Source organism: Streptococcus cristatus (assembly GCF_003943465.1).
Classification (GTDB): Bacteria; Bacillota; Bacilli; order Lactobacillales; family Streptococcaceae; genus Streptococcus; species Streptococcus cristatus_C.
Genome location: NZ_RJPR01000005.1, coordinates 76,050 through 96,442, shown reverse-complemented (window position 1 = coordinate 96,442; position 20,393 = coordinate 76,050). Strand labels below are relative to the sequence as shown.

Annotated in this window: 17 protein-coding genes and 2 pseudogenes; all 19 read left to right on the top strand. The window is 39.6% G+C overall.

Annotation, left to right across the window (positions count from 1 at the left end; translation table 11 throughout):
* Positions 1–35 precede the first annotated feature (35 nt).
* Complete coding sequence (locus tag D8793_RS06880) at positions 36–311, top strand: TIGR04197 family type VII secretion effector (protein ID WP_125371276.1); 276 nt, start codon at positions 36–38, stop codon at positions 309–311.
* Complete coding sequence (locus tag D8793_RS06875; protein ID WP_125371275.1) at positions 311–670, top strand: hypothetical protein; 360 nt, start codon at positions 311–313, stop codon at positions 668–670. Before D8793_RS06880 ends, D8793_RS06875 begins: the two co-directional genes overlap by 1 nt.
* Positions 661–2,390, top strand: a pseudogene (locus D8793_RS12465) (ATP-binding protein). The gene D8793_RS06875 and the pseudogene D8793_RS12465 overlap by 10 nt, the downstream one beginning before the upstream one ends.
* Positions 2,391–2,394: 4 nt before the next feature.
* Entirely contained in the window at positions 2,395–3,021 is a 627-nt protein-coding gene (locus D8793_RS06865) for a TipC family immunity protein (RefSeq protein WP_125371274.1), read from the top strand.
* Between the two features lie 98 nt (positions 3,022–3,119).
* A complete protein-coding gene (locus tag D8793_RS06860; RefSeq protein WP_125383820.1) occupies positions 3,120–3,725 on the top strand; it encodes a hypothetical protein in 606 nt (201 codons plus the stop codon).
* A gap of 41 nt (positions 3,726–3,766) precedes the next feature.
* Positions 3,767–4,003, top strand: a complete 237-nt coding sequence (locus D8793_RS12185; protein ID WP_260471096.1) for a hypothetical protein — start codon at positions 3,767–3,769, stop codon at positions 4,001–4,003.
* Positions 3,976–4,590, top strand: a complete 615-nt coding sequence (locus D8793_RS06855) for a hypothetical protein (RefSeq protein ID WP_260471095.1) — start codon at positions 3,976–3,978, stop codon at positions 4,588–4,590. The genes D8793_RS12185 and D8793_RS06855 overlap by 28 nt, the downstream gene beginning before the upstream one ends.
* 9 nt (positions 4,591–4,599) lie before the next feature.
* Complete coding sequence (locus D8793_RS06850) at positions 4,600–5,229, top strand: hypothetical protein (RefSeq protein ID WP_125371272.1); 630 nt, start codon at positions 4,600–4,602, stop codon at positions 5,227–5,229.
* Positions 5,230–5,280: 51 nt separating this feature from the next.
* Positions 5,281–5,808 carry an adaptor complexes medium subunit family protein gene (locus D8793_RS06845; protein WP_125371271.1) on the top strand — a complete coding sequence of 176 codons (528 nt, stop codon included), beginning with the start codon at positions 5,281–5,283 and terminating at the stop codon, positions 5,806–5,808.
* A 9-nt stretch (positions 5,809–5,817) separates the two neighbouring features.
* Positions 5,818–6,374: pseudogene (locus D8793_RS12180) on the top strand (virulence protein); the annotation flags it as partial.
* On the top strand, positions 6,350–7,318 hold the full coding sequence (locus tag D8793_RS12330) for a polymorphic toxin type 44 domain-containing protein (protein ID WP_312023597.1): 969 nt from the start codon (positions 6,350–6,352) through the stop codon (positions 7,316–7,318). The pseudogene D8793_RS12180 and the gene D8793_RS12330, both read left to right, overlap by 25 nt.
* Positions 7,315–7,821, top strand: a complete 507-nt coding sequence (locus tag D8793_RS06830; RefSeq protein ID WP_125371269.1) for a hypothetical protein — start codon at positions 7,315–7,317, stop codon at positions 7,819–7,821. The genes D8793_RS12330 and D8793_RS06830 overlap by 4 nt, the downstream gene beginning before the upstream one ends.
* A 249-nt stretch (positions 7,822–8,070) precedes the next feature.
* Positions 8,071–9,060: a hypothetical protein gene (locus D8793_RS06825; RefSeq protein ID WP_260471094.1), complete on the top strand. Its 990-nt coding sequence runs from the start codon at positions 8,071–8,073 to the stop codon at positions 9,058–9,060.
* A 12-nt stretch (positions 9,061–9,072) separates the two neighbouring features.
* On the top strand, positions 9,073–9,693 hold the full coding sequence (locus D8793_RS06820; RefSeq protein WP_125371268.1) for a hypothetical protein: 621 nt from the start codon (positions 9,073–9,075) through the stop codon (positions 9,691–9,693).
* A 39-nt stretch (positions 9,694–9,732) separates the two neighbouring features.
* Entirely contained in the window at positions 9,733–10,251 is a 519-nt protein-coding gene (locus D8793_RS06815; protein ID WP_125371267.1) for a hypothetical protein, read from the top strand.
* A gap of 241 nt (positions 10,252–10,492) precedes the next feature.
* Positions 10,493–11,008 (top strand): hypothetical protein, encoded by a 516-nt coding sequence (locus tag D8793_RS06810; protein WP_125371266.1) that lies wholly within the window; start codon positions 10,493–10,495, stop codon positions 11,006–11,008.
* Positions 11,009–11,584: 576 nt separating this feature from the next.
* A complete protein-coding gene (rpoB, locus tag D8793_RS06805) occupies positions 11,585–15,157 on the top strand; it encodes a DNA-directed RNA polymerase subunit beta (protein WP_045498139.1) in 3,573 nt (1,190 codons plus the stop codon).
* A 38-nt stretch (positions 15,158–15,195) separates the two neighbouring features.
* The gene (gene rpoC, locus D8793_RS06800; RefSeq protein WP_125371265.1) at positions 15,196–18,840 is read left to right on the top strand and encodes a DNA-directed RNA polymerase subunit beta'; all 3,645 of its coding nucleotides are present in this window, start codon (positions 15,196–15,198) and stop codon (positions 18,838–18,840) included.
* A gap of 543 nt (positions 18,841–19,383) precedes the next feature.
* Positions 19,384–20,055, top strand: a complete 672-nt coding sequence (locus D8793_RS06790; RefSeq protein ID WP_125371264.1) for a CPBP family intramembrane glutamic endopeptidase — start codon at positions 19,384–19,386, stop codon at positions 20,053–20,055.
* Positions 20,056–20,393: the final 338 nt, after the last annotated feature.

Sequence of the window (20,393 nt, the reverse complement as noted above, 5' to 3'; positions counted from 1 at the left end):
GCCTAACAATTAGAACGAAAGGTAGGGAATACTAGATGTCAGGGAAGATTTCTTCAGATACTATCGCAGCAAGTTCCGCAATTAGTGAATTAGTAGGAGTGGATACTTCAGTCTTCAGGAACAATCAAGTTGAATTTGGCTATACAAGTGATATTGCTGGAATGGAAGCTGGTCGTCAAGCCTGCAATCAAATGTTGCAGGCTGTCAGTGACTTCAGTTCGGCCGTCTTAACTCAGGCTAATAAATTTCCAGAAATTGCTGCCAAAATTGAGAAACGCGATATAGAGCAGGCACAACGTTGGAGCAACTGATGATAAAAGATAAAAATCAAGAAAAACGTGAACAATTATATAAGCAAATCATCCAGCTTGAGAATCAAGAAGAAGATCTTTCAGTTATCAAAAAACGTTACGAAGAGAAGGTAATGGATTTTCGTGCAGATATCTGGACGATAAATGCCCAAATAGAAAACTTGATAGATCCCGTATCAGAGACAAGCCATACCAATCGTAAAATATGGGAAGAAAATCAAGCCTTGCAACAAACAATTGACAGCTACGTAGAGCAAGAGTTGGACAATGTTTCCAAACAAACAAGGAAAGTTCGGCAAAAATTAGATGAAAATCGAGAAAGATTGACGAAAGAAAGGAACTCTTTACCATGGGAGTAAAGTACAGTGCATCGGAGTCCTCACAGCTGATGGAGGCTATGGCTAATAATATTCAAGTGGCCAATGAGGTGACAGACCGATTGTCTCAGGGGTGTGACCACCTAATAGCTGCCCTAGACTCTGGAGAACTCATGGGAGCAGCCTATACAGCAGGTAAGGGTCTTTTTTCAGAAATTATCATTCCTGCCATTAAGAAGCTACAGGCTGCAGTGGATGACATTCAAACGGAGTTAAATTCATATAGGATTGCCGATGCTCAGGTATCAGAGTATGGCAACCTCGATCTGGATCAGCTGAAGAAGACAAAAGAATTGAGAGAGAAACAGCTAGCCTCTATCAAAAAGGCTATTGAAGCTAAGGAATCATTCTTAGAGCGGGTGAAGTCTATTGCTACATTTAATATCGTTTCTCACATGGAATCTCTGGTGATTCTTTCTAGTGCAGAGTCGCAAATTGAATCACAAATTAAAGAATTGGAAGAGAAGATTGAAAAGCTGGAGTCTTTGTCGCTCAAGTCTCCCAATATTTCAGTGACAGTCTAGAAGTTCTTCGTCTAGCTATTCAAGGAGCTACGCAACTAAGTAAAGTCATTGTCGATAGCGATGGTAACTACTATGCGGACGGTGTGGACATGAGCTGGGTACAGAAGATGAAGGATGTGAAGATTGAGTCATTGGATTATAAAGAAGAGAATAAATCGGATAAATTTATAAATCTTCTAGTTGAACAGTATGGCTTTGATAAAGAGATGAGTGGATTGATTACTGAAATATCCACATTGATTGATGAAAAATTCCCGTATCTATCTCAAACGGAACGGGAACAACTTTTGCTAGTGACACTAGGGAGTTTTATATATTCAGAAGGCTTTGAGGATGGTAAATCAATGGAAGATAAGGCTAAAGGATATATTAGTGATGTCAGTTGGATGGATGTTGCCGGCACACCTTCGGATATAACAGGTCTTCCACTTGATGGAAAAATATTGTTGAAACATTTGGGATTAACTGATAATCAAATAACCAAATTACGTTATAATATTCGATTACAAAGTCAAATTGCCTCAGGAATATATCCAAATTATGATAAAATTAAGTCTGATGATTTGGAATCGTATAAATTATCCTATGAAAAAGTTTATGGTGTTCAATTGACCGACGAGATGTTCAAGGAAAAATGGAATGAAAAATACTCCTCCTTTTCTGGAAAAGGAGATTTTGCTCATTTCTCTATTACTACAGCATCGAACTTAAATAATAGACTCAGAGGAAGTGATTTAACAAAATTAGGACACGAGAATGTTAATGATTTTGCAGGTTGGTTAGGTGATGCGACGCTTACTGATAGTGATGATATTAGTTTTGGAAATGACGATTATAAAGCAGACTTAGATGCGGTAAATATCACACAAAAAATGAAACGTAAAAAAATATCATATATTGAAGCTTCAAACGAGTATTACTCAGAAATGAAACGAGGCGAATACACTCGTGCAGAAAAATTTGTAGAGTATAAATCGGTAGAAGAAATTAAACAAAAAATTTTTACAAAATTACTACCAGATAATATGAAATATGTGGAAGAATCGGGAATGCAATCGCATTTTGAATTACCTAATGAAGAACAGTGTATGGCCTACCTACAAAAAAATTACCCAAGTACTTATAATTTCATTCGAAATATTGAAACAGGGAATCAAGAGTTGACAGAGATGAGGTGATTAGATGAAGAAGAGAAAATTTGTAATTTTTTCGTTGCTAATAGTTCTATTATTATCTTTCTCTGGTTTTCAGTACTATAAATATCAGAGAGTTCATAATATTTTTGATGAAATATACTACGAAGAAAGTGATTATCACAATTATACATTTCTCTGGAAAGGACGAGCTTTTTATAAGTTAAAAAGTTTAAAATTTGTGGACAACGATTCTCAAGAAATTTCTATTCATTCTATTGATTATAAAAGTGTAGATTTACCAAATACTATTCAATCTCTAGGTTATTATTTTTATTTTGGATTTCAGGAGATGACGAAAGTTGGGATAGAGATGCGTATGAGACTGCCAGATACAGAGACAACCATAAATGTAGATTACCTGTACGATGTAAACAATCAGCAATTAGAACGATTTATGTGGTATCACGATGAGAAAAGCGTGAGATATTATCATCAGTCTCAAGTAGAAGCCTTTCTAGCGGAGCATGGAAAGACTGCCGATGAGATTCGCAGGGAAGCAGATGAAATACTCCGTCACAAAGTCTTGGCAGACTGGACTTCCATATATGCCAGTCGTTTTAGCCTAGATAATTGGGGAGAAGTGACAGTTAAGGATATATGGAGAACCGAATAACAAACGGAACGGCGAGGCAATAGTTTTATAAAGGCAGGTTGCCATGACAGAGTTCTTAAGAACATTTTGTAAAAAAAGAAGTCACTTTGGAGAAGTAAATGAGAAATAAAAGTAAGTATATCCTTTTTTTCCTATTTTTTCTTTTTTACATTGTATTGTTCATCGTTAAGCCAATCTATCAATATTATTCATTTTCTAATATGGAAGTTAAAAGCAGTGTGATTGAATTGATTCAAGATAAATATGAAACGTATTGGAATGATATTGATAGACATATTCACTTAGAAAAATCGAAAGAGAACGGTCAAAACATAGGAATTATTTATGTTATTGATAACGATAATCAAATTGAAAGTAAGATTTCATCTAAGGATGGTGAGGTATTATTCAGTTATAACAATAGATTACAGGGAAACAAGCGTGTTGAAATTAGTTGGATTCATGAGGAAAAGCAACTTAGTTATGCTGGAGAATACTGGAAATTGGTAGCCGATAATAATACGATTATCGAAAGTAGGACGGGAACTTCAGTAATTGTTTGGGAACAACGCTCGGACAATGCGATGAATCAGTTATATACAGTTGTGAATCAGATGAGAAAGATAGTTTTAAATCATTTGCTTCAGAAAATTTTGTACTATTCGATAGCCTTGGTCTGCTTTCTTTTGGGTTGGAAAATATACTCTCTTTTAAGGAGGGATTGAAATTCGCAGGGGTTCTGAACTTCAATAAAGCTTCTAGGGATATGATGCTATCGGACGATGGCGATGCCTACTATCGTGCCGAGTTAAAGAAGCGCTTGAAAGGTCACGACAAGTCCGAATGGGACAAAATAATTGACGACTACAATCACACTCTTAAGTTTGATGAAACAGGGAATATCATTGACATTCATCCCTTGGAACAAGGCTATGTCGTTTCAAAAATGGGAAATACGATGCTGACTATACTCATTTGGTTAACAAAAAGTTTGATGAACTAAAAGCACAAGACTTTGAAGCAAATTCAGCCGAATTTTGGAGTGGAGTAGCTCAAATATTCTCTGGATTGGGAGTTTATTTTGCAAGTGGTGCTCTCGAAACATTGAGTATCATGGCTAGTCCATCAACCATGGGAGCAAGTCTTGTAGTTGGTACGGCAGCATCTGTATCAGGGGTACCATATGGGAATGTACTGATAGCTAGTGGAGCAGTAACTAGCTTATCAGCTATCACAAAGACAGCCTTACAAAATGGCGAAATTCAAGTTGATTATTCTAGCAACTACGATAGCTGGCAGGCAAATAAACCGACGAGTAAGACTTTTGGGACTGTTGAAGGAAAGATTGGAAGTAGAAAAGGGAATATTCGTGTGGATGCAGAACCAAACAGTGGTAAAATTCAGGTTCAATCTGGAAGTGGGAAAGCTGGATATACATTGAATGAGGATATTCCTTATACCCAAATAACGGATGCTCAAAGCGCTAGAAATTGGCTTGATTCAATATCCAAATTGAAAAAATTGTCAAATTATGAGAAAAATCAATTAGTTAGATTTATCTTGAGAGCTGCTGAATTCTTGAGAACGTAGGAGTAAAATATGAAATTATATATTAAAGGTGATTACACCAAAGAAATTCCGTTTGATTATTTAGAACTAGCGAAGAGAATGTGGTTTGATACTAAAGATGGGAAGACAGTAGATATTTCTTATTTTGGGAATACTCGTCCATTTAAAACAGACCCAACTATTCACTTGAAATTGAATAAGTGGATGCATGATAATAGATGGAATAATGTTCAGTTGAAAGAAGGGATTATCAATAAATTTGGGAGTCATGTATATGAAAATCTTGAATTAGATTTTGAAGACAATCCAGCAACAGACTATCGAGAAAAAGGAGACTGTCTACGTTTAGCTTCTACCCACTTTGACCTTCTCACTGTTGATAAACGAGCTATGTATATTATGGCCATTGAAATTGCGACTGCTATTGATGGTCAGATTAGCGAAGATGATAAAGAGAGCTGGTTAAGTGTGGAGGAATTTAAAAAACGGCATGAGGATATCCTTTCGATGAGTTATGAAGAGGCTAATGAGCTGAGTTTGGAAGAAATTCCGTTTATGGACGATGTAAGAGACCCGGTTTGGGAAGAAGACGACCGCAGGAATGAAGAATACATAAAAATCTATGGTGAACCAGTTTATGATGATGATGAAGATGAGTGAGAATTTATAATCCCACCTATTTGAAAGAGAGTGTTGATAGAGGAAAGGCGAATGTCAGATAAAGTAAAACAGTTTAAGTGGTTGATTGTATTGTCCTTGTTCCTATTAGCGATTCCTTTATATTTTACTTACAATCATTTCCAACAATCTAGTGCTTTAAAAGAAGCTTTTGAAAAAAATGAAAGAATTGAAGTTCTTCATCGTTTGACATCATCAGAAAAATATGCGTCTGACATCCGCAAGGCAGGTTATACTATTCCTTCTGACGGAGCTATTCGATTGGATGGAGGAATTGACTCCATAGAGATAAAAGGAGACATCGATTTGAAAATCTCAAATCCTGGAAGGAATGAAGTCACTGTTTTATTTGAAACAACAGTAAAAGAGGAAAAAATAGATGTCCACTATATTTTAGATAATCAGCTAACCATAAAACGTAGTTACTATTCTGACATTAGTAATCAAAAAATAAATGAGGGAGTGACTATCCCCCAAGCCGAAGAAGAGCGCATATTAAACATTGTTCAAAAAGAGATTGATGCTTTCATGGAAAATATGTATCAGACTTTGTATGGATAGTTTGTTATATTAGACTCAGGTGAGCTGACAGGAGCAGCCTACACAGCTGGTAAAGGTCTCTTTACAGAGATTATCATCCCCAGCATCAAAAAGCTCCAAGCAGCGATAGATGATATCCAACTAGAGTTGACCTCCTACAAAAATGCAGATGCTCAGGTCTCAGGATATGGTGATTTGGACCTGGACCAGCTCAAGGAACTGAAAAAATTGAGGGAAGAGCAGTTAGCTATCGTAGAAGCTCAGATTCAAGCGAGGGAGAACTGGCTAAATCAAAGAACTCTTTACACTTAATTGGGGGAAAGCTTTCTCTGAGAAGACCATCCTCTACAATACCAAATCTCAAATCGAGTCAGGTATTCAGGATTTGGATGACAAGATTGAAAAACTAGAATTTTTTGTATCACAAGTTTCCCAGTATTTCAGCGATAGTCTAGAAGTTCTTCGTCTAGCTATTCAAGGAGCCACACAACTAAGTGAAATCATTGTCGATAGTGATGGCAACTACTATGCGGACGGTGTGGACATGAGTTGGGTCAAGAAGATGAAAGAGCAGAAGATTGAGAGCATAAAATATGATTCTTCTAAGAAAACCAAAGACTTGCATAAAGAGTATCAAAGTATTTTAGACAAGTTGGAAAAGGGCAAAGAGCTGAGCGATAAGGAATTTGAAACCCTAGAATCTTATGCTCGACGTTATCCAAAAGTTCAGTTACCAGAAAGTGTCACCAACAAGCTGGCGACAGAAGCTGCTAATAGAGCTAATCTAGAGAAACTACAGGAAAAGGTTGAGAAAATCAAAAAGAGTGATAAAATTTCTACCGAAAAAGCAGATCTGATCGTTAAAGCTTATGAGGATTATCTGTTTTATAATAATAGAGAAGCTTTTGAAGAATACTGGAGGAAGAGAAAGGAGTTAACAAAAGATAAAGATTGGAAGGATGTTGATAGCAAGATAAAAGATACTATTGAGTATAATCTTAATGGAGAATTAAAAAAATCAGGGATAGATATAAAGGAAGTATCTAATAATCTAGCTGATGATATTTTATCTATTCATGAAGGAGACATGAAACAAAGAAACTATCTAATTAACGAAGGTAGAAAAGTATGGAAAAGTCCTGGAGATGATATAATGATAAATTCAGCAGATTTGACACAGGTTGGTATTGACCTTACTGATTTTGTAAATTTGGTAAATACTGGAAAACCTTTAGACTTAAAGAGTAGAAATTATAATGATGAACTTGAATTTTCACTTTGGTCACGTAAGTGGGAAGGTAACTTAAGAGATGATTATTTAGGGAACTATCTGTTTGGATATGTAGCAAAAGGATATTTAGGAATGGAAGATGAGCAGATCAAAAATTATGCAGGTTTAGCTCAATTGGCCTCAGATAAAGATGTTGTTAAATTTTTCAAAAATAAATCAAATGGGAATTTTGGTGATAATGAAGGAGATGCTTCTGCAATCCAAGATGGTATAGATTCATACAAGGAGAATAATAAGTGATCAACAAGAGAAAACAACTTAATAAATGGAATCTAGGATGTTCAGGAGTGGTGGCTGTTGTAACAATCATATTTATATGTTGTATTTATTTGTACTTCAAAAATACGAATTATACATTGAAACCAGGTGATTCTATAGTTTTAAAAGTTCCGACATCAAAACAAAAAGAATTCTCCCCCAAATTATATCTATATAAGATTTCTGATGGGAAATTAGAATTATCTGGGAAAACCTCATGGTGGCAGAAGGGAGAAGGAAACCTTTTAGGGACTAACTATGATGTTTTGAAGCAAGAAATTAGCGAAATCTACTCATCGTCAAGTAATATCCCAACAAAAATAAAAGAAAACGATACAAATAATAGTATATATCTATCAGAAAAAGGTGTAGTTCTTCAATCTAAAGAATCTTGGGAATTTGAGATTCCAAACTCAAAACAAATAAAAATAACGAATGTTTCAGACAGAGACATTAGATTTGAAGCGCAGGTGACAGGTGAATAGAGGAAACTAGAAAAGTAAAATGAAGAAAAAATGATTATTTTTTCACTTTGATAGCTTTATTCTTGTCTTCTTTTCTTTGTAAAACTTAAGTTACCAATTTTACACACCTCTTTTTTCTTTTAGTTCTATACTTCGTGAAGACTATTCATTTCCAGAGTTTCCTTTTTTAGTGATTACTAGGAATCTATTTGTGTAAATTTCCCATACCTCGTCGATAGCGATGGTAACTACTATGCGAACGGTGTGGATATGAGCTGGGCTATTAAAATGAAGGGACAGAAGATTGAGACATACATACCAGTAACTAAAAAAGAGAAATTTATTCAAACTATTAGACAACAGTATGGATTTAGTCGAACTGAATCAGAGATATTACTAAATTTATATCAAAAGCTAGAAAAGGAATATGGATCCAAGAAAGCAAATATAGAATTCTTTAAAATAGTTGCATCTTACTCTTATGGTGATAAATCTTATGGAGCTTGGCAAGTGGTCGGTGGATTATATAGCCCGAATGGGGTAAACGGTATAAATGTTGGTATTAATTATAGAATGAAATCTGTTTTGAAAAAATATGGCTTAAAAGATGATGAAATTGATACGATTCAGAAAGCTATTCAGAATCAGCATAATTTTACGGGATTGGAAAAGATTGAAGAGGGAGATACAAATGATGAGATAAAAGGGAAACTGAATTTAGCTTCTGAGAAAGCATATGGTCAAGGAAATTATAATAAATTAGACGAGAAGCAGAAAGCAAGAGTTAGAGAGTTACTGTCTCAATTTGGAGGAACCATAGACTATTCCCATATGGCTGCAACTATTTCTGCACATTATACAGGTAATCATTTTATTGAAAATGAAGACGATTTAGCGGGATGGCAAGGTGATGTAGCAGGTACTATGGGACTTCCGCCGAGTCTTGGTAACGATGACTATCGTTCAGATTTAGATGCTGTTAATGTTTATCACAAAATTAAGGATGGGGATAGCCTGGTTGATGTTACAAACTCATACTACGACAGCGTTGAGAGAACATCTGGCTATAGAACTTATGAATTTGTTCAAAATATTGGAGAAGGAGATTACACGAAAGGAATGAAGAAATTAGAAGAAACTTATAAATTATACGTTTCTTCTCATTCTAGTGAACAATCATCAACCTTCGAAAATTTCATGAATGCTATCCAACATTTCCAAAAGGATTTAGACAAACCCAATCCCTCTATCGGAGAGTAAAATGTTAAAAAAATGAAAAACTATTTTAAAAACAAACCTACTCAAGCTTTCTTGATGCTCATTGTGCTTGTTTGGTCTTTATATGAGATTGGTGCGACTAGTTTAGCTAGCAACTCGGCCTTGACCAAGGAATTCATGCATAGTCGGTATGTTATGGTTTGGCCAATGGTAGATAAGAAGGCAACTCTTTATCACTATGCGGAAGAATGGACTAGTGACGTATTAAATGGAATTATGCATCTAGATTATGAAAATGTTAGAATAACTGGTTTTCCTAGAAAATGGGATAGTGAAGTTGAAATATACTATGCTCTGTCTGAAGATAAGTATGCTGATAGAGTATATTTTTTCTTAGATGAACCAATATCCAGAGCCTATACTACTAGTTTAGAGCAAAATTATTATTTGATTTCAAAGAATGCAGCCGTTATTAAAGAGGAAACAGGCAAAACGGTTGAACAGTTAGGTCAAGAAGTGGGACATGCAAGGAAAAACTTCTTATCAGCTCTTGGAAAGATGAAAATCCTTCGTTTGGTCTATTTGCTTCTTCGTCTGATAGTATTGTTGCTATGTATCAGGTGGTCGGGTCAGCGGAGAAAACGGAAAGAAGATGAAATATTGCAGAATGGATAGAGTCCTAATATGATATGGGGGCTATAAGGGAAATAAAAAATGATAACTTCAGTAATTTTTATTGCTTCTCTATTTTTACTTTCGCTTTATTTTAAAAGCAGGCGGTCAAGAATTGCCATTGGATTGTTCTATGGTTTGTTTGCAGCAGGGTATGTTTATGCGGTTTTAAATTATGGAAAATATACTCTGCAACCAGGTCAAAGCGTTGAATTAAGAGTGTCTCCAAATACGGATCAGCTTGAATATAATTCGGAATTGATTTTAGATAAAAAAGATAATAGAAGTATAAAATTATCAGGTACAAATGTTTGGTCCGAAAAGTTTGGAGATATATTATTTGGAGTAAGAGAAAAGAAAATTATTAAAATAGGCAGTACTGGAGATAAGAATGAGCTTCCTAATAATCAAAAAGATATATATTTAGCAGAAGATGGGATTGTTGTTAGTTATAAAGGAGAAAAAGTTTTTGATGTGACAAACAACAAACCTTACTCCATCACCATCACCAATGTAGACAATAAACCGGCCAAATTTGAGGCTCAAGTGGTGGATAGGTAAGGTAGAACATTGGCAACAACTTAGAATTAGCAATCAAGTTACAGACCGACTGCCTAAAGAGCGTGACTATTAAATGGCTACTCTAGCCTTTGGAGAACTCTTGTAAGTAGCCTATATACAGCAGGTGGACAATTTATCAAGCACGGGAAAAGATGGGATTTCTTATGGAAACCAGATACGGATGAGCATAAAAAATCAAAAGAAGATTTTTATGATTATTTGAAGCGAGGAGAAGATAAAAATGTCGGTACGTAAAAAAATAATAAGCATCCTACTTTTGATAATAACTGCTTTTGCCATTTGGTTGCTCTTTTGGCCAGATGATAAACCTGAACCAGATTTTTCCTCTGTCAATAAAATTGAACTACTGGCAAGTATTCTCGCAGGTAATAACGAGGATATTATCCGAGATGCAGGCTATGGAATTCCGGATGACCCGGTGATTCGGCGATGGGGAATAAATGAACTTAAAATACCTGGGAAATTAAACTTGGATGTACGCCCACCGACTAGTTTGGAAGACAGTGAGCTTTTGGTTCATTTTTCTACTACAATTGATGGTAAAGAAACAGATGTAGCGTTTTTCTTAGATAAAAAATTGAATTTAATTGATTCGAGTTATGATTCTATAGAGAAAGACGGTACTAGGAAAAAAATTGAAATAGATGAGACTCAAGAAAAAGAGTTACTACATCAGGTTCAAACAGAATTGAATCAGTTCTTTGAAAAAATGAAACAGCAGCTAGCTTCTAAATAGGAAATATAATAAAAGAATCATAAATAAAGATTCGGAAGGCTATTGATGAGCCACTCTGGGAAGAATTGGATAGGAAACATGAAGGATACATCAAAATCCAGGGTTAACATGTTCATGACGACGAGGAAGTGGATGAGAGCGACTTAAAATAAACATGCTTCTATTTCAAGATTAAAGATGAAAGCGTCCTGGAAATTAGATAAAACTACTTGAATTTTTACATAAATATGGTATAATAGTATCAATAATTTGTCGTGTGCTTTAATTGAAATATTGTCCGATTAAGGCTTGCAGCAGTTAAATCAAACTTTTTATAAGTCAGATTTAGCTGCTCTTTTTGTGTCTATTTTTCAGAATTCTAGGATTTGTAACGCAAACTTAAAGATTCTAAAAACTTAGCAAAAAGGACTGATTGTAGCTGTTTTGACGAGAGTCAATGGCGTAGAAGGGGTCTCCCCTTGGTAAGAGTGAAGAAGAGTAGGATATGAGAGGCAAATGGTTAGTATTTCAATAATCAGAAAATCTCATTTTCTCCGATTCCCTCCCTCTGTACTTTATAAAAAAGGAGTTAGAAACTTGGCAGGACATGACGTTCAATACGGGAAACATCGGACCCGTCGTAGTTTTTCAAGAATTAAAGAAGTTCTTGATTTACCAAACTTGATTGAAATTCAAACAGACTCGTTTAAAGATTTCTTGGATCATGGTTTGAAAGAAGTCTTCGAGGATGTGCTTCCTATTTCAAACTTTACCGACACCATGGAACTGGAATTTGTCGGCTATGAAATCCGTGAGCCTAAATATACGCTGGAAGAAGCTCGTATCCACGATGCTAGCTATTCAGCGCCAATCTTTGTGACTTTCCGCCTGATTAACAAGGAAACTGGTGAAATCAAGACACAGGAAGTCTTCTTTGGTGACTTCCCAATCATGACTGAAATGGGAACCTTCATCATCAACGGTGGTGAGCGGATTATCGTGTCTCAGTTGGTGCGTTCGCCAGGGGTTTACTTCAACGATAAAGTTGATAAAAACGGTAAAGTTGGCTACGGTTCAACTGTTATTCCTAACCGCGGAGCTTGGTTGGAGCTAGAAACAGACTCAAAAGATATCGCCTATACTCGTATTGACCGGACGCGTAAAATTCCATTTACTACTTTGGTGCGTGCGCTTGGTTTCTCAGGTGATGATGAGATCTTGGACATCTTTGGTGACAGCGACTTGGTGCGCAACACCATCGAAAAAGATATTCACAAGAACCCAATGGACTCTCGTACGGATGAAGCTCTGAAAGAAATCTACGAGCGTCTTCGTCCAGGTGAGCCTAAGACGGCTGAAAGCTCACGTAGCTTGCTTGTGGCTCGTTTCTTTGATCCACATCGCTATGACTTGGCTGCTGTTGGTCGTTACAAGATTAACAAGAAACTCAACATCAAGAACCGCCTACTCAATCAAACATTGGCAGAACATCTGGTAGATGCTGAAACAGGTGAAATTCTTGTCGAAGCTGGTACGGTTATGACTCGCAGTGTGATTGACAGCATTGCAGAGCAACTGGACAATGGTTTGAACAAGATCACTTATATTCCAAACGACTCAGCTGTCTTGACAGAGCCTGTAGAATTGCAGAAGTTCAAGGTCGTTGCACCAAGCGATCCAGATCGTGTTGTGACCATTATTGGTAACGCGAACCCATCTGACAAGGTTCGTACTGTAACACCAGCTGATATCTTGGCTGAAATGAGCTATTTCCTTAACTTGGCAGAAGGCATTGGTCGGGTGGATGATATTGACCACTTGGGGAACCGTCGTATTCGTGCTGTTGGTGAGCTTTTGGCTAACCAAGTCCGTCTTGGACTTTCTCGGATGGAGCGTAATGTTCGCGAACGGATGAGTGTTCAAGACAATGAAGTACTAACTCCACAGCAAATCATTAACATCCGTCCTGTGACTGCAGCCATTAAAGAATTCTTTGGTTCTTCACAGTTGTCACAGTTCATGGACCAACACAATCCGCTGTCTGAGCTCTCTCACAAGCGTCGCCTGTCTGCCTTGGGACCTGGCGGTTTGACACGTGACCGTGCTGGCTATGAAGTGCGGGACGTGCACTATACTCACTATGGTCGTATGTGTCCGATTGAAACACCTGAAGGACCAAACATCGGTTTGATCAATAACTTGTCTTCTTACGGACACCTTAACAAATATGGCTTTATTCAAACGCCTTACCGTAAGGTAGATCGTGAAGCTGGCGTGGTAACCAACGAAATTGTTTGGCTGACAGCTGATGAGGAAGATGAATTTATCGTAGCGCAGGCCAACTCTAAGCTGAATGAAAAAGGTGGCTTTGCAGAGCCTATCGTTATGGGACGCCACCAAGGTAATAACCAAGAATTCCCTTCAGACCAAGTAGACTACATGGACGTATCACCTAAGCAGGTAGTTGCCGTAGCGACAGCATGTATTCCTTTCTTGGAAAATGACGACTCCAACCGTGCCCTCATGGGTGCCAACATGCAACGTCAGGCTGTGCCTTTGATCGATCCAAAAGCGCCTTATGTCGGTACTGGTATGGAATACCAAGCAGCCCACGATTCTGGTGCGGCGGTTATTGCTCAGTATGATGGTAAGGTTACCTATGCGGATGCGGATAAGGTAGAAGTTCGTCGTGAAGATGGTTCATTGGATGTTTACCACATCCAAAAATTCCGTCGTTCAAACTCAGGAACTGCCTACAACCAACGCACTCTTGTAAAAGTTGGCGATGTCGTTGAAAAAGGCGACTTTATCGCAGACGGACCTTCTATGGAAAATGGAGAAATGGCGCTTGGACAAAACCCAATCGTTGCCTACATGACATGGGAAGGTTACAACTTCGAGGATGCGGTTATCATGAGTGAGCGTCTGGTCAAAGACGATGTCTATACATCTGTCCACCTCGAAGAATACGAATCAGAAACACGTGATACAAAGCTTGGGCCTGAAGAAATCACTCGTGAAATTCCAAACGTTGGTGAAGATGCTCTTAAAGACCTTGACGAAATGGGGATTATCCGTATCGGTGCGGAAGTTAAAGAAGGCGATATCCTTGTAGGTAAAGTAACCCCTAAGGGTGAAAAAGATCTTTCAGCTGAAGAACGCCTCTTGCACGCTATCTTTGGTGATAAGTCTCGTGAAGTACGTGATACCTCGCTTCGTGTACCACACGGTGCCGATGGTGTTGTTCGTGATGTCAAGATCTTTACTCGTGCAAACGGTGATGAGTTGCAATCAGGTGTTAACATGCTGGTTCGCGTCTACATCGCTCAAAAACGTAAGATCAAGGTCGGAGATAAGATGGCCGGACGTCACGGAAACAAAGGGGTTGTCTCTCGTATCGTTCCTGTGGAAGATATGCCATACTTGCCAGACGGAACTCCAGTCGATATCATGTTGAATCCACTTGGGGTGCCATCACGTATGAATATCGGTCAGGTTATGGAACTCCACCTTGGTATGGCAGCTCGTAACTTGGGCATCCACATTGCGACACCAGTCTTTGACGGAGCAAGCTCAGAAGATCTCTGGTCTACAGTTCGTGAAGCTGGTATGGATAGCGATGCTAAGACAATTCTTTATGATGGACGTACTGGTGAGCCATTTGATAACCGCGTTTCTGTCGGTGTCATGTACATGATCAAGCTTCACCACATGGTTGACGATAAGCTCCACGCCCGTTCAGTTGGTCCATACTCAACCGTTACCCAACAGCCACTCGGAGGTAAAGCTCAGTTTGGTGGACAACGTTTCGGGGAAATGGAAGTTTGGGCCCTAGAGGCTTACGGCGCGTCAAACGTACTTCAAGAAATCTTGACTTACAAGTCTGACGATATCAACGGACGTTTGAAAGCTTATGAAGCGATTACCAAAGGGAAACCAATTCCAAAACCAGGTGTGCCAGAATCCTTCCGAGTTCTTGTGAAAGAATTGCAATCTCTTGGTCTTGACATGCGTGTCCTTGACGAAGATGACCAAGAAGTAGAACTTCGTGACTTGGATGAAGACATGGATGAAGATGTGATCCATGTGGACGATCTGGAAAAAGCACGTCAAAAACAGGCTCAAGAAGCTAAAGCAGCTTTTGATGCTGAAGGAAATGAAGAAAAATAATTCGTCGCTGATTAGATAAATAAGAAAGGTAAGAAATAGTGGTTGATGTAAATCGATTTAAAAGTATGCAAATCACCCTAGCTTCTCCAAGTAAGGTCCGTTCATGGTCTTACGGGGAAGTGAAGAAGCCTGAGACAATCAATTACCGGACCTTGAAGCCAGAACGTGAAGGCCTCTTTGACGAGGTGATCTTCGGGCCAACCAAGGATTGGGAGTGTGCCTGCGGTAAATACAAACGGATTCGTTATAAAGGAATTATTTGTGACCGCTGTGGTGTCGAAGTAACACGGACCAAGGTTCGCCGTGAGCGTATGGGTCACATTGAGCTCAAAGCACCCGTTTCTCATATCTGGTATTTCAAGGGAATCCCAAGCCGGATGGGCTTGACTCTGGATATGAGCCCGCGCGCTCTGGAAGAAGTCATTTATTTTGCGGCTTATGTGGTGATTGATCCTAAGGATACACCGCTGGAGCACAAGTCTATCATGACAGAGCGCGAGTACCGTGAGCGCCTCCGTGAATATGGTGTTGGTTCATTCGTTGCTAAAATGGGAGCAGAAGCGATCCAAGACTTGTTGAAACAAGTGGATCTGGAAACAGAAATTGCGGCTCTCAAGGAAGAATTGAAAACAGCCTCTGGTCAAAAACGAATCAAGGCTATTCGTCGTTTGGACGTCTTGGATGCCTTCTACCGTTCTGGCAATAAGCCAGAATGGATGATTCTGAACATTCTGCCAGTCATTCCGCCAGATCTGCGTCCAATGTTGCAGCTGGATGGTGGGCGCTTTGCCTCATCTGACTTGAATGACCTTTACCGCCGTGTTATCAACCGGAACAACCGTTTGTCTCGTTTGCTTGAGTTGAATGCACCAGGTATCATCGTTCAAAATGAGAAGCGGATGCTGCAAGAAGCGGTGGATGCTTTGATTGACAACGGTCGCCGTGGTCGTCCGATCACAGGACCAGGTAGCCGTCCACTCAAGTCTTTGAGCCACATGCTCAAAGGTAAACAAGGTCGCTTCCGTCAAAACTTGCTGGGTAAACGGGTTGACTTCTCAGGACGTTCCGTTATCGCCGTTGGTCCGACATTGAAAATGTATCAATGTGGTGTGCCACGCGAGATGGCAATCGAGCTCTTCAAGCCGTTTGTCATGCGGGAAATTGTTGCCCGTGATTATGCACAGAATGTGAAAGCTGCTAAGCGCATGGTAGAGCGTGGCGATGAGCGTATCTGGGACGTCTTGGAAGATGTTATCAAAGAACACCCAGTGCTCCTTAACCGCGCACCGACCCTTCACCGTTTGGGTATCCAAGCCTTTGAGCCAGTTCTAATCGACGGTAAAGCTCTTCGCTTGCACCCACTGGTCTGTGAAGCCTACAATGCCGACTTTGACGGTGACCAAATGGCCATTCACGTTCCATTGTCTGAAGAAGCACAGGCTGAAGCTCGTATCCTCATGCTGGCTGCTGAGCACATCTTGAATCCGAAAGACGGAAAACCGGTTGTAACACCATCTCAGGATATGGTCTTGGGTAACTACTACCTGACCATGGAAGAAGCAGGTCGCGAAGGCGAAGGTATGGTCTTTAAAGACCGTGATGAAGCCGTGATGGCCTTGCGTAATGGCTATGTCCACTTGCACACTCGTGTAGGTATCGCGACAGATAGCCTCAACAAACCTTGGACAGAAGATCAAAAACACAAGATCCTCATGACCACAGTAGGTAAGATTCTCTTCAACGATATCATGCCAGAAGAGCTGCCTTACCTGCAAGAGCCAACGAATGCTAATTTGACAGAAGGCGTTCCAGCTAAATACTTCTTGGAGCCTGGTAAAGACATCAAGTCTGCCATTGAAGCCCTAGAGTTGAATATTCCGTTCAAGAAGAAAAATCTAGGAAATATCATCGCTGAAATCTTCAAACGCTTCCGCACTACAGAAACATCTGCCCTGCTCGACCGCTTGAAAGACCTAGGTTACCACCATTCTACGCTGGCTGGTTTGACAGTGGGTATTGCTGACATTCCAGTCGTGGAAGACAAGGCAGAGATCATTGAAGAGTCTCACAAGCGTGTAGAACAAATTACCAAGCAATTCCGTCGCGGTATGATTACTGATGACGAGCGCTACAATGCAGTTACTGCTGAATGGCGTGCTGCCCGTGAAAAATTGGAAAAACGCTTGGTTGCCAACCAAGATCCGAAGAACCCAATCGTTATGATGATGGACTCTGGAGCCCGTGGTAACATCTCGAACTTCTCACAGCTTGCCGGTATGCGTGGTCTGATGGCTGCTCCGAACGGACGTATCATGGAATTGCCAATCCTTTCAAACTTCCGCGAAGGTTTGTCTGTATTGGAAATGTTCTTCTCTACTCACGGTGCCCGTAAAGGTATGACCGATACGGCCCTCAAGACAGCCGACTCAGGTTACTTGACTCGTCGTCTGGTTGACGTTGCCCAAGATGTGATTATCCGTGAGGATGACTGTGGTACAGATCGTGGACTTCTCATCACTTCTATCACAGAAGGCAAGGAAATGATCGAGTCTCTTGAAGAGCGTCTCAATGGTCGTTACACTAAGAAGACGGTTAAACATCCAGAAACTGGCGCAGTTATCATCGGCCCAAATGAATTGATCACCGAAGACAAGGCGCGTGAGATTGTCAATGCGGGTGTGGAAGAAGTTACTATCCGTTCCGTATTTACATGTAACACCCGCCACGGTGTCTGCCGTCATTGTTACGGTATCAACTTGGCGACTGGCGATGCGGTTGAAGTTGGTGAAGCAGTCGGAACCATCGCTGCCCAATCTATCGGGGAACCTGGTACACAGCTTACAATGCGTACCTTCCACACGGGTGGGGTTGCCTCTAATACCGATATCACGCAAGGTCTTCCTCGTGTCCAAGAAATCTTTGAAGCCCGCAATCCGAAAGGGGAAGCGGTCATCACAGAAGTCAAGGGTGAAGTTACTGCTATCGAAGAAGATGCGTCTACTCGTACTAAAAAAGTCTTTGTTAAAGGTGCAACTGGCGAAGGTGAATATGTGGTGCCATTTACAGCCCGTATGAAGGTGGAAGTGGGCGACCAAGTTTCTCGCGGTGCTGCCTTGACTGAAGGTTCTATCCAACCTAAGCACTTGCTGGCTGTCCGCGATGTCTTGTCTGTTGAAACCTATCTGCTTGCTGAGGTACAAAAAGTTTACCGTAGCCAAGGGGTAGAAATCGGCGATAAACACATCGAGGTAATGGTTCGTCAAATGATTCGTAAGGTGCGCGTTATGGATCCAGGTGATACAGATCTCCTCATGGGAACTCTCATGGATATCACTGACTTTACAGATGCTAACCGTGATGTGGTTATCTCAGGCGGTGTGCCTGCGACAGCTCGTCCAGTCCTCATGGGAATTACCAAAGCTTCCCTTGAGACAAACAGCTTCCTGTCTGCAGCTTCCTTCCAGGAAACAACTCGTGTCCTGACAGATGCTGCTATCCGTGGTAAGAAAGACCATCTGCTCGGACTCAAGGAAAATGTTATCATCGGTAAGATTATCCCAGCTGGTACTGGTATGGCTCGATACCGTAACTTGGAACCACAAGCAATCAATGAAGTTGAAATCATTGACGAAGTTGTGGAAACAGCAGAGACTGAAGAAGTTGAAACAAGCGTAGAATCATAAAAACTTGCTTGAGTTTACAATATAAAAGTCTATCGAGAGTGGGACAGAAATCGGTAATTCGTTAGAATTCGATTTCGTCGTCCCACCTCCGCACAGTTGAGTAGGGCTGTAAAAGCTGATGAGATCAGCGTAGTAGAGCCCACTCAACCACTGCGTCTTGCTCGACAATACAAAGACAATTGATAGGAGTCTGGGACAAAAGTCCGACCTCAAATATAAAAAGCGAACAAAACTAGTTTTCTGGTAATCAGAATTCTGCTTTGTTCGCTTTTCGCATTTAATTATATATTTGAAGGGCTTAATAATTAAGATTTTTAAAAATTGAAATCTTTTTGTCCCAAACTCCTCTTTTTGCTAGGTGCACTGAATTGGTGAAGATATAATAAAAATTGAAATTTTAGCGCTCTATTTTGCTGCCAGATTGAATCAAAAGCTTAGGGAAGGAGCTTCCTAGTAAGCATGATGGCACATTTTTTGATTTTATATGGCTCTTAGCTGTACAGGAAGGGAAAAATTCGATATACTAAGTAAAAGGAGGAAGAAATGAAAATTTTTTTGCAAAAAGTGGAATATAGTTTACTGGCTTTGTTTTTAGCCGTACAGACTCAAGTTCCTTTTGTACTGATCCAGTTTTACAAAGGTCGAGATCAAAGTTTTTCAATGGGATACACCTTGCTTGTCCTGATGATTTATTTGCTGATCATTTTTTATGCCCTGCGAATGGCTAAAAAAGAAGGCTTACTGACCCTTGATTTTAGTTTTTTTAACTTAAAATCGGTAATCTGGCTAGTATTATCCTATCTGATAACTTTCGGAGTTAGTATTTTTGCTGCGATTATTATGGTTCTAGAGGGCCAACTTTCAGGAACGACAGCCAATCAAACTGCTTTGCAAAACTTGTTTCAGAGTACGCCCGTTGTTTTGCTTATTGTGGGAGCTGTTTTTTCAGCGCCAATTTTGGAAGAGATTATTTTCCGTGGTTTGATTCCCCAAAAGCTGTTTCCAAAGCATGAGTTGATTGGTCTGATAGTTGGTTCTATCCTTTTTGGTTTTTTCCACGGTCCGACCAACATCGGTAGTTTTGTCCTTTATGCTGGTATGGGGGGCGTTCTAGCTTTGGTGGTTCACCAGACTAAGCGTTTGGAAATGGGAATTTTAGCCCATATGTTACGGAATGCCATTGCTATTTTGGTGATGATTATTTCACAAAGTTAACTAGATATCATTCATGGATAAAGAGGTCAGATTGACCTCTTTTTTGACATTTCAGGGATAAAAAGTGACTTTTGAGGACATGGAGCTAGCAAAGCGAATCTTTTGTTCTATAATGAGAATTGTATCTTAGCTTTAAGGAGTAAAAAATGAGGCTCACATTTCAAAAATCTATCCAAATCTTATTAGTAGCTATGTTAATGCAATCGGTCTTGCTGCTTTTGGTTCATCCGATGACCAATCGTTTCGCTTTATCGAGGCCTAACTTGCTTTTTATCTCTCTGTTTTTGTTCATTCTTTTAGGGTATGCCTCTTATTTTTCTCGTGAGTGGCGGGATTTT

Coding starts and splice junctions, on each gene's coding strand:
- D8793_RS06825 (WP_260471094.1), top strand. CDS start 8,071: ATGAGCTGGGCTATTAAAATGAAGGGACAGAAGATTGAGACATACATA.
- D8793_RS06845 (WP_125371271.1), top strand. CDS start 5,281: ATGTCAGATAAAGTAAAACAGTTTAAGTGGTTGATTGTATTGTCCTTG.
- D8793_RS06790 (WP_125371264.1), top strand. CDS start 19,384: ATGAAAATTTTTTTGCAAAAAGTGGAATATAGTTTACTGGCTTTGTTT.
- D8793_RS06875 (WP_125371275.1), top strand. CDS start 311: ATGATAAAAGATAAAAATCAAGAAAAACGTGAACAATTATATAAGCAA.
- D8793_RS06815 (WP_125371267.1), top strand. CDS start 9,733: ATGATAACTTCAGTAATTTTTATTGCTTCTCTATTTTTACTTTCGCTT.
- D8793_RS06860 (WP_125383820.1), top strand. CDS start 3,120: ATGAGAAATAAAAGTAAGTATATCCTTTTTTTCCTATTTTTTCTTTTT.
- D8793_RS06810 (WP_125371266.1), top strand. CDS start 10,493: ATGTCGGTACGTAAAAAAATAATAAGCATCCTACTTTTGATAATAACT.
- D8793_RS12330 (WP_312023597.1), top strand. CDS start 6,350: ATGAAAGAGCAGAAGATTGAGAGCATAAAATATGATTCTTCTAAGAAA.
- D8793_RS12185 (WP_260471096.1), top strand. CDS start 3,767: ATGATGCTATCGGACGATGGCGATGCCTACTATCGTGCCGAGTTAAAG.
- D8793_RS06880 (WP_125371276.1), top strand. CDS start 36: ATGTCAGGGAAGATTTCTTCAGATACTATCGCAGCAAGTTCCGCAATT.
- D8793_RS06850 (WP_125371272.1), top strand. CDS start 4,600: ATGAAATTATATATTAAAGGTGATTACACCAAAGAAATTCCGTTTGAT.
- D8793_RS06820 (WP_125371268.1), top strand. CDS start 9,073: ATGAAAAACTATTTTAAAAACAAACCTACTCAAGCTTTCTTGATGCTC.
- D8793_RS06865 (WP_125371274.1), top strand. CDS start 2,395: ATGAAGAAGAGAAAATTTGTAATTTTTTCGTTGCTAATAGTTCTATTA.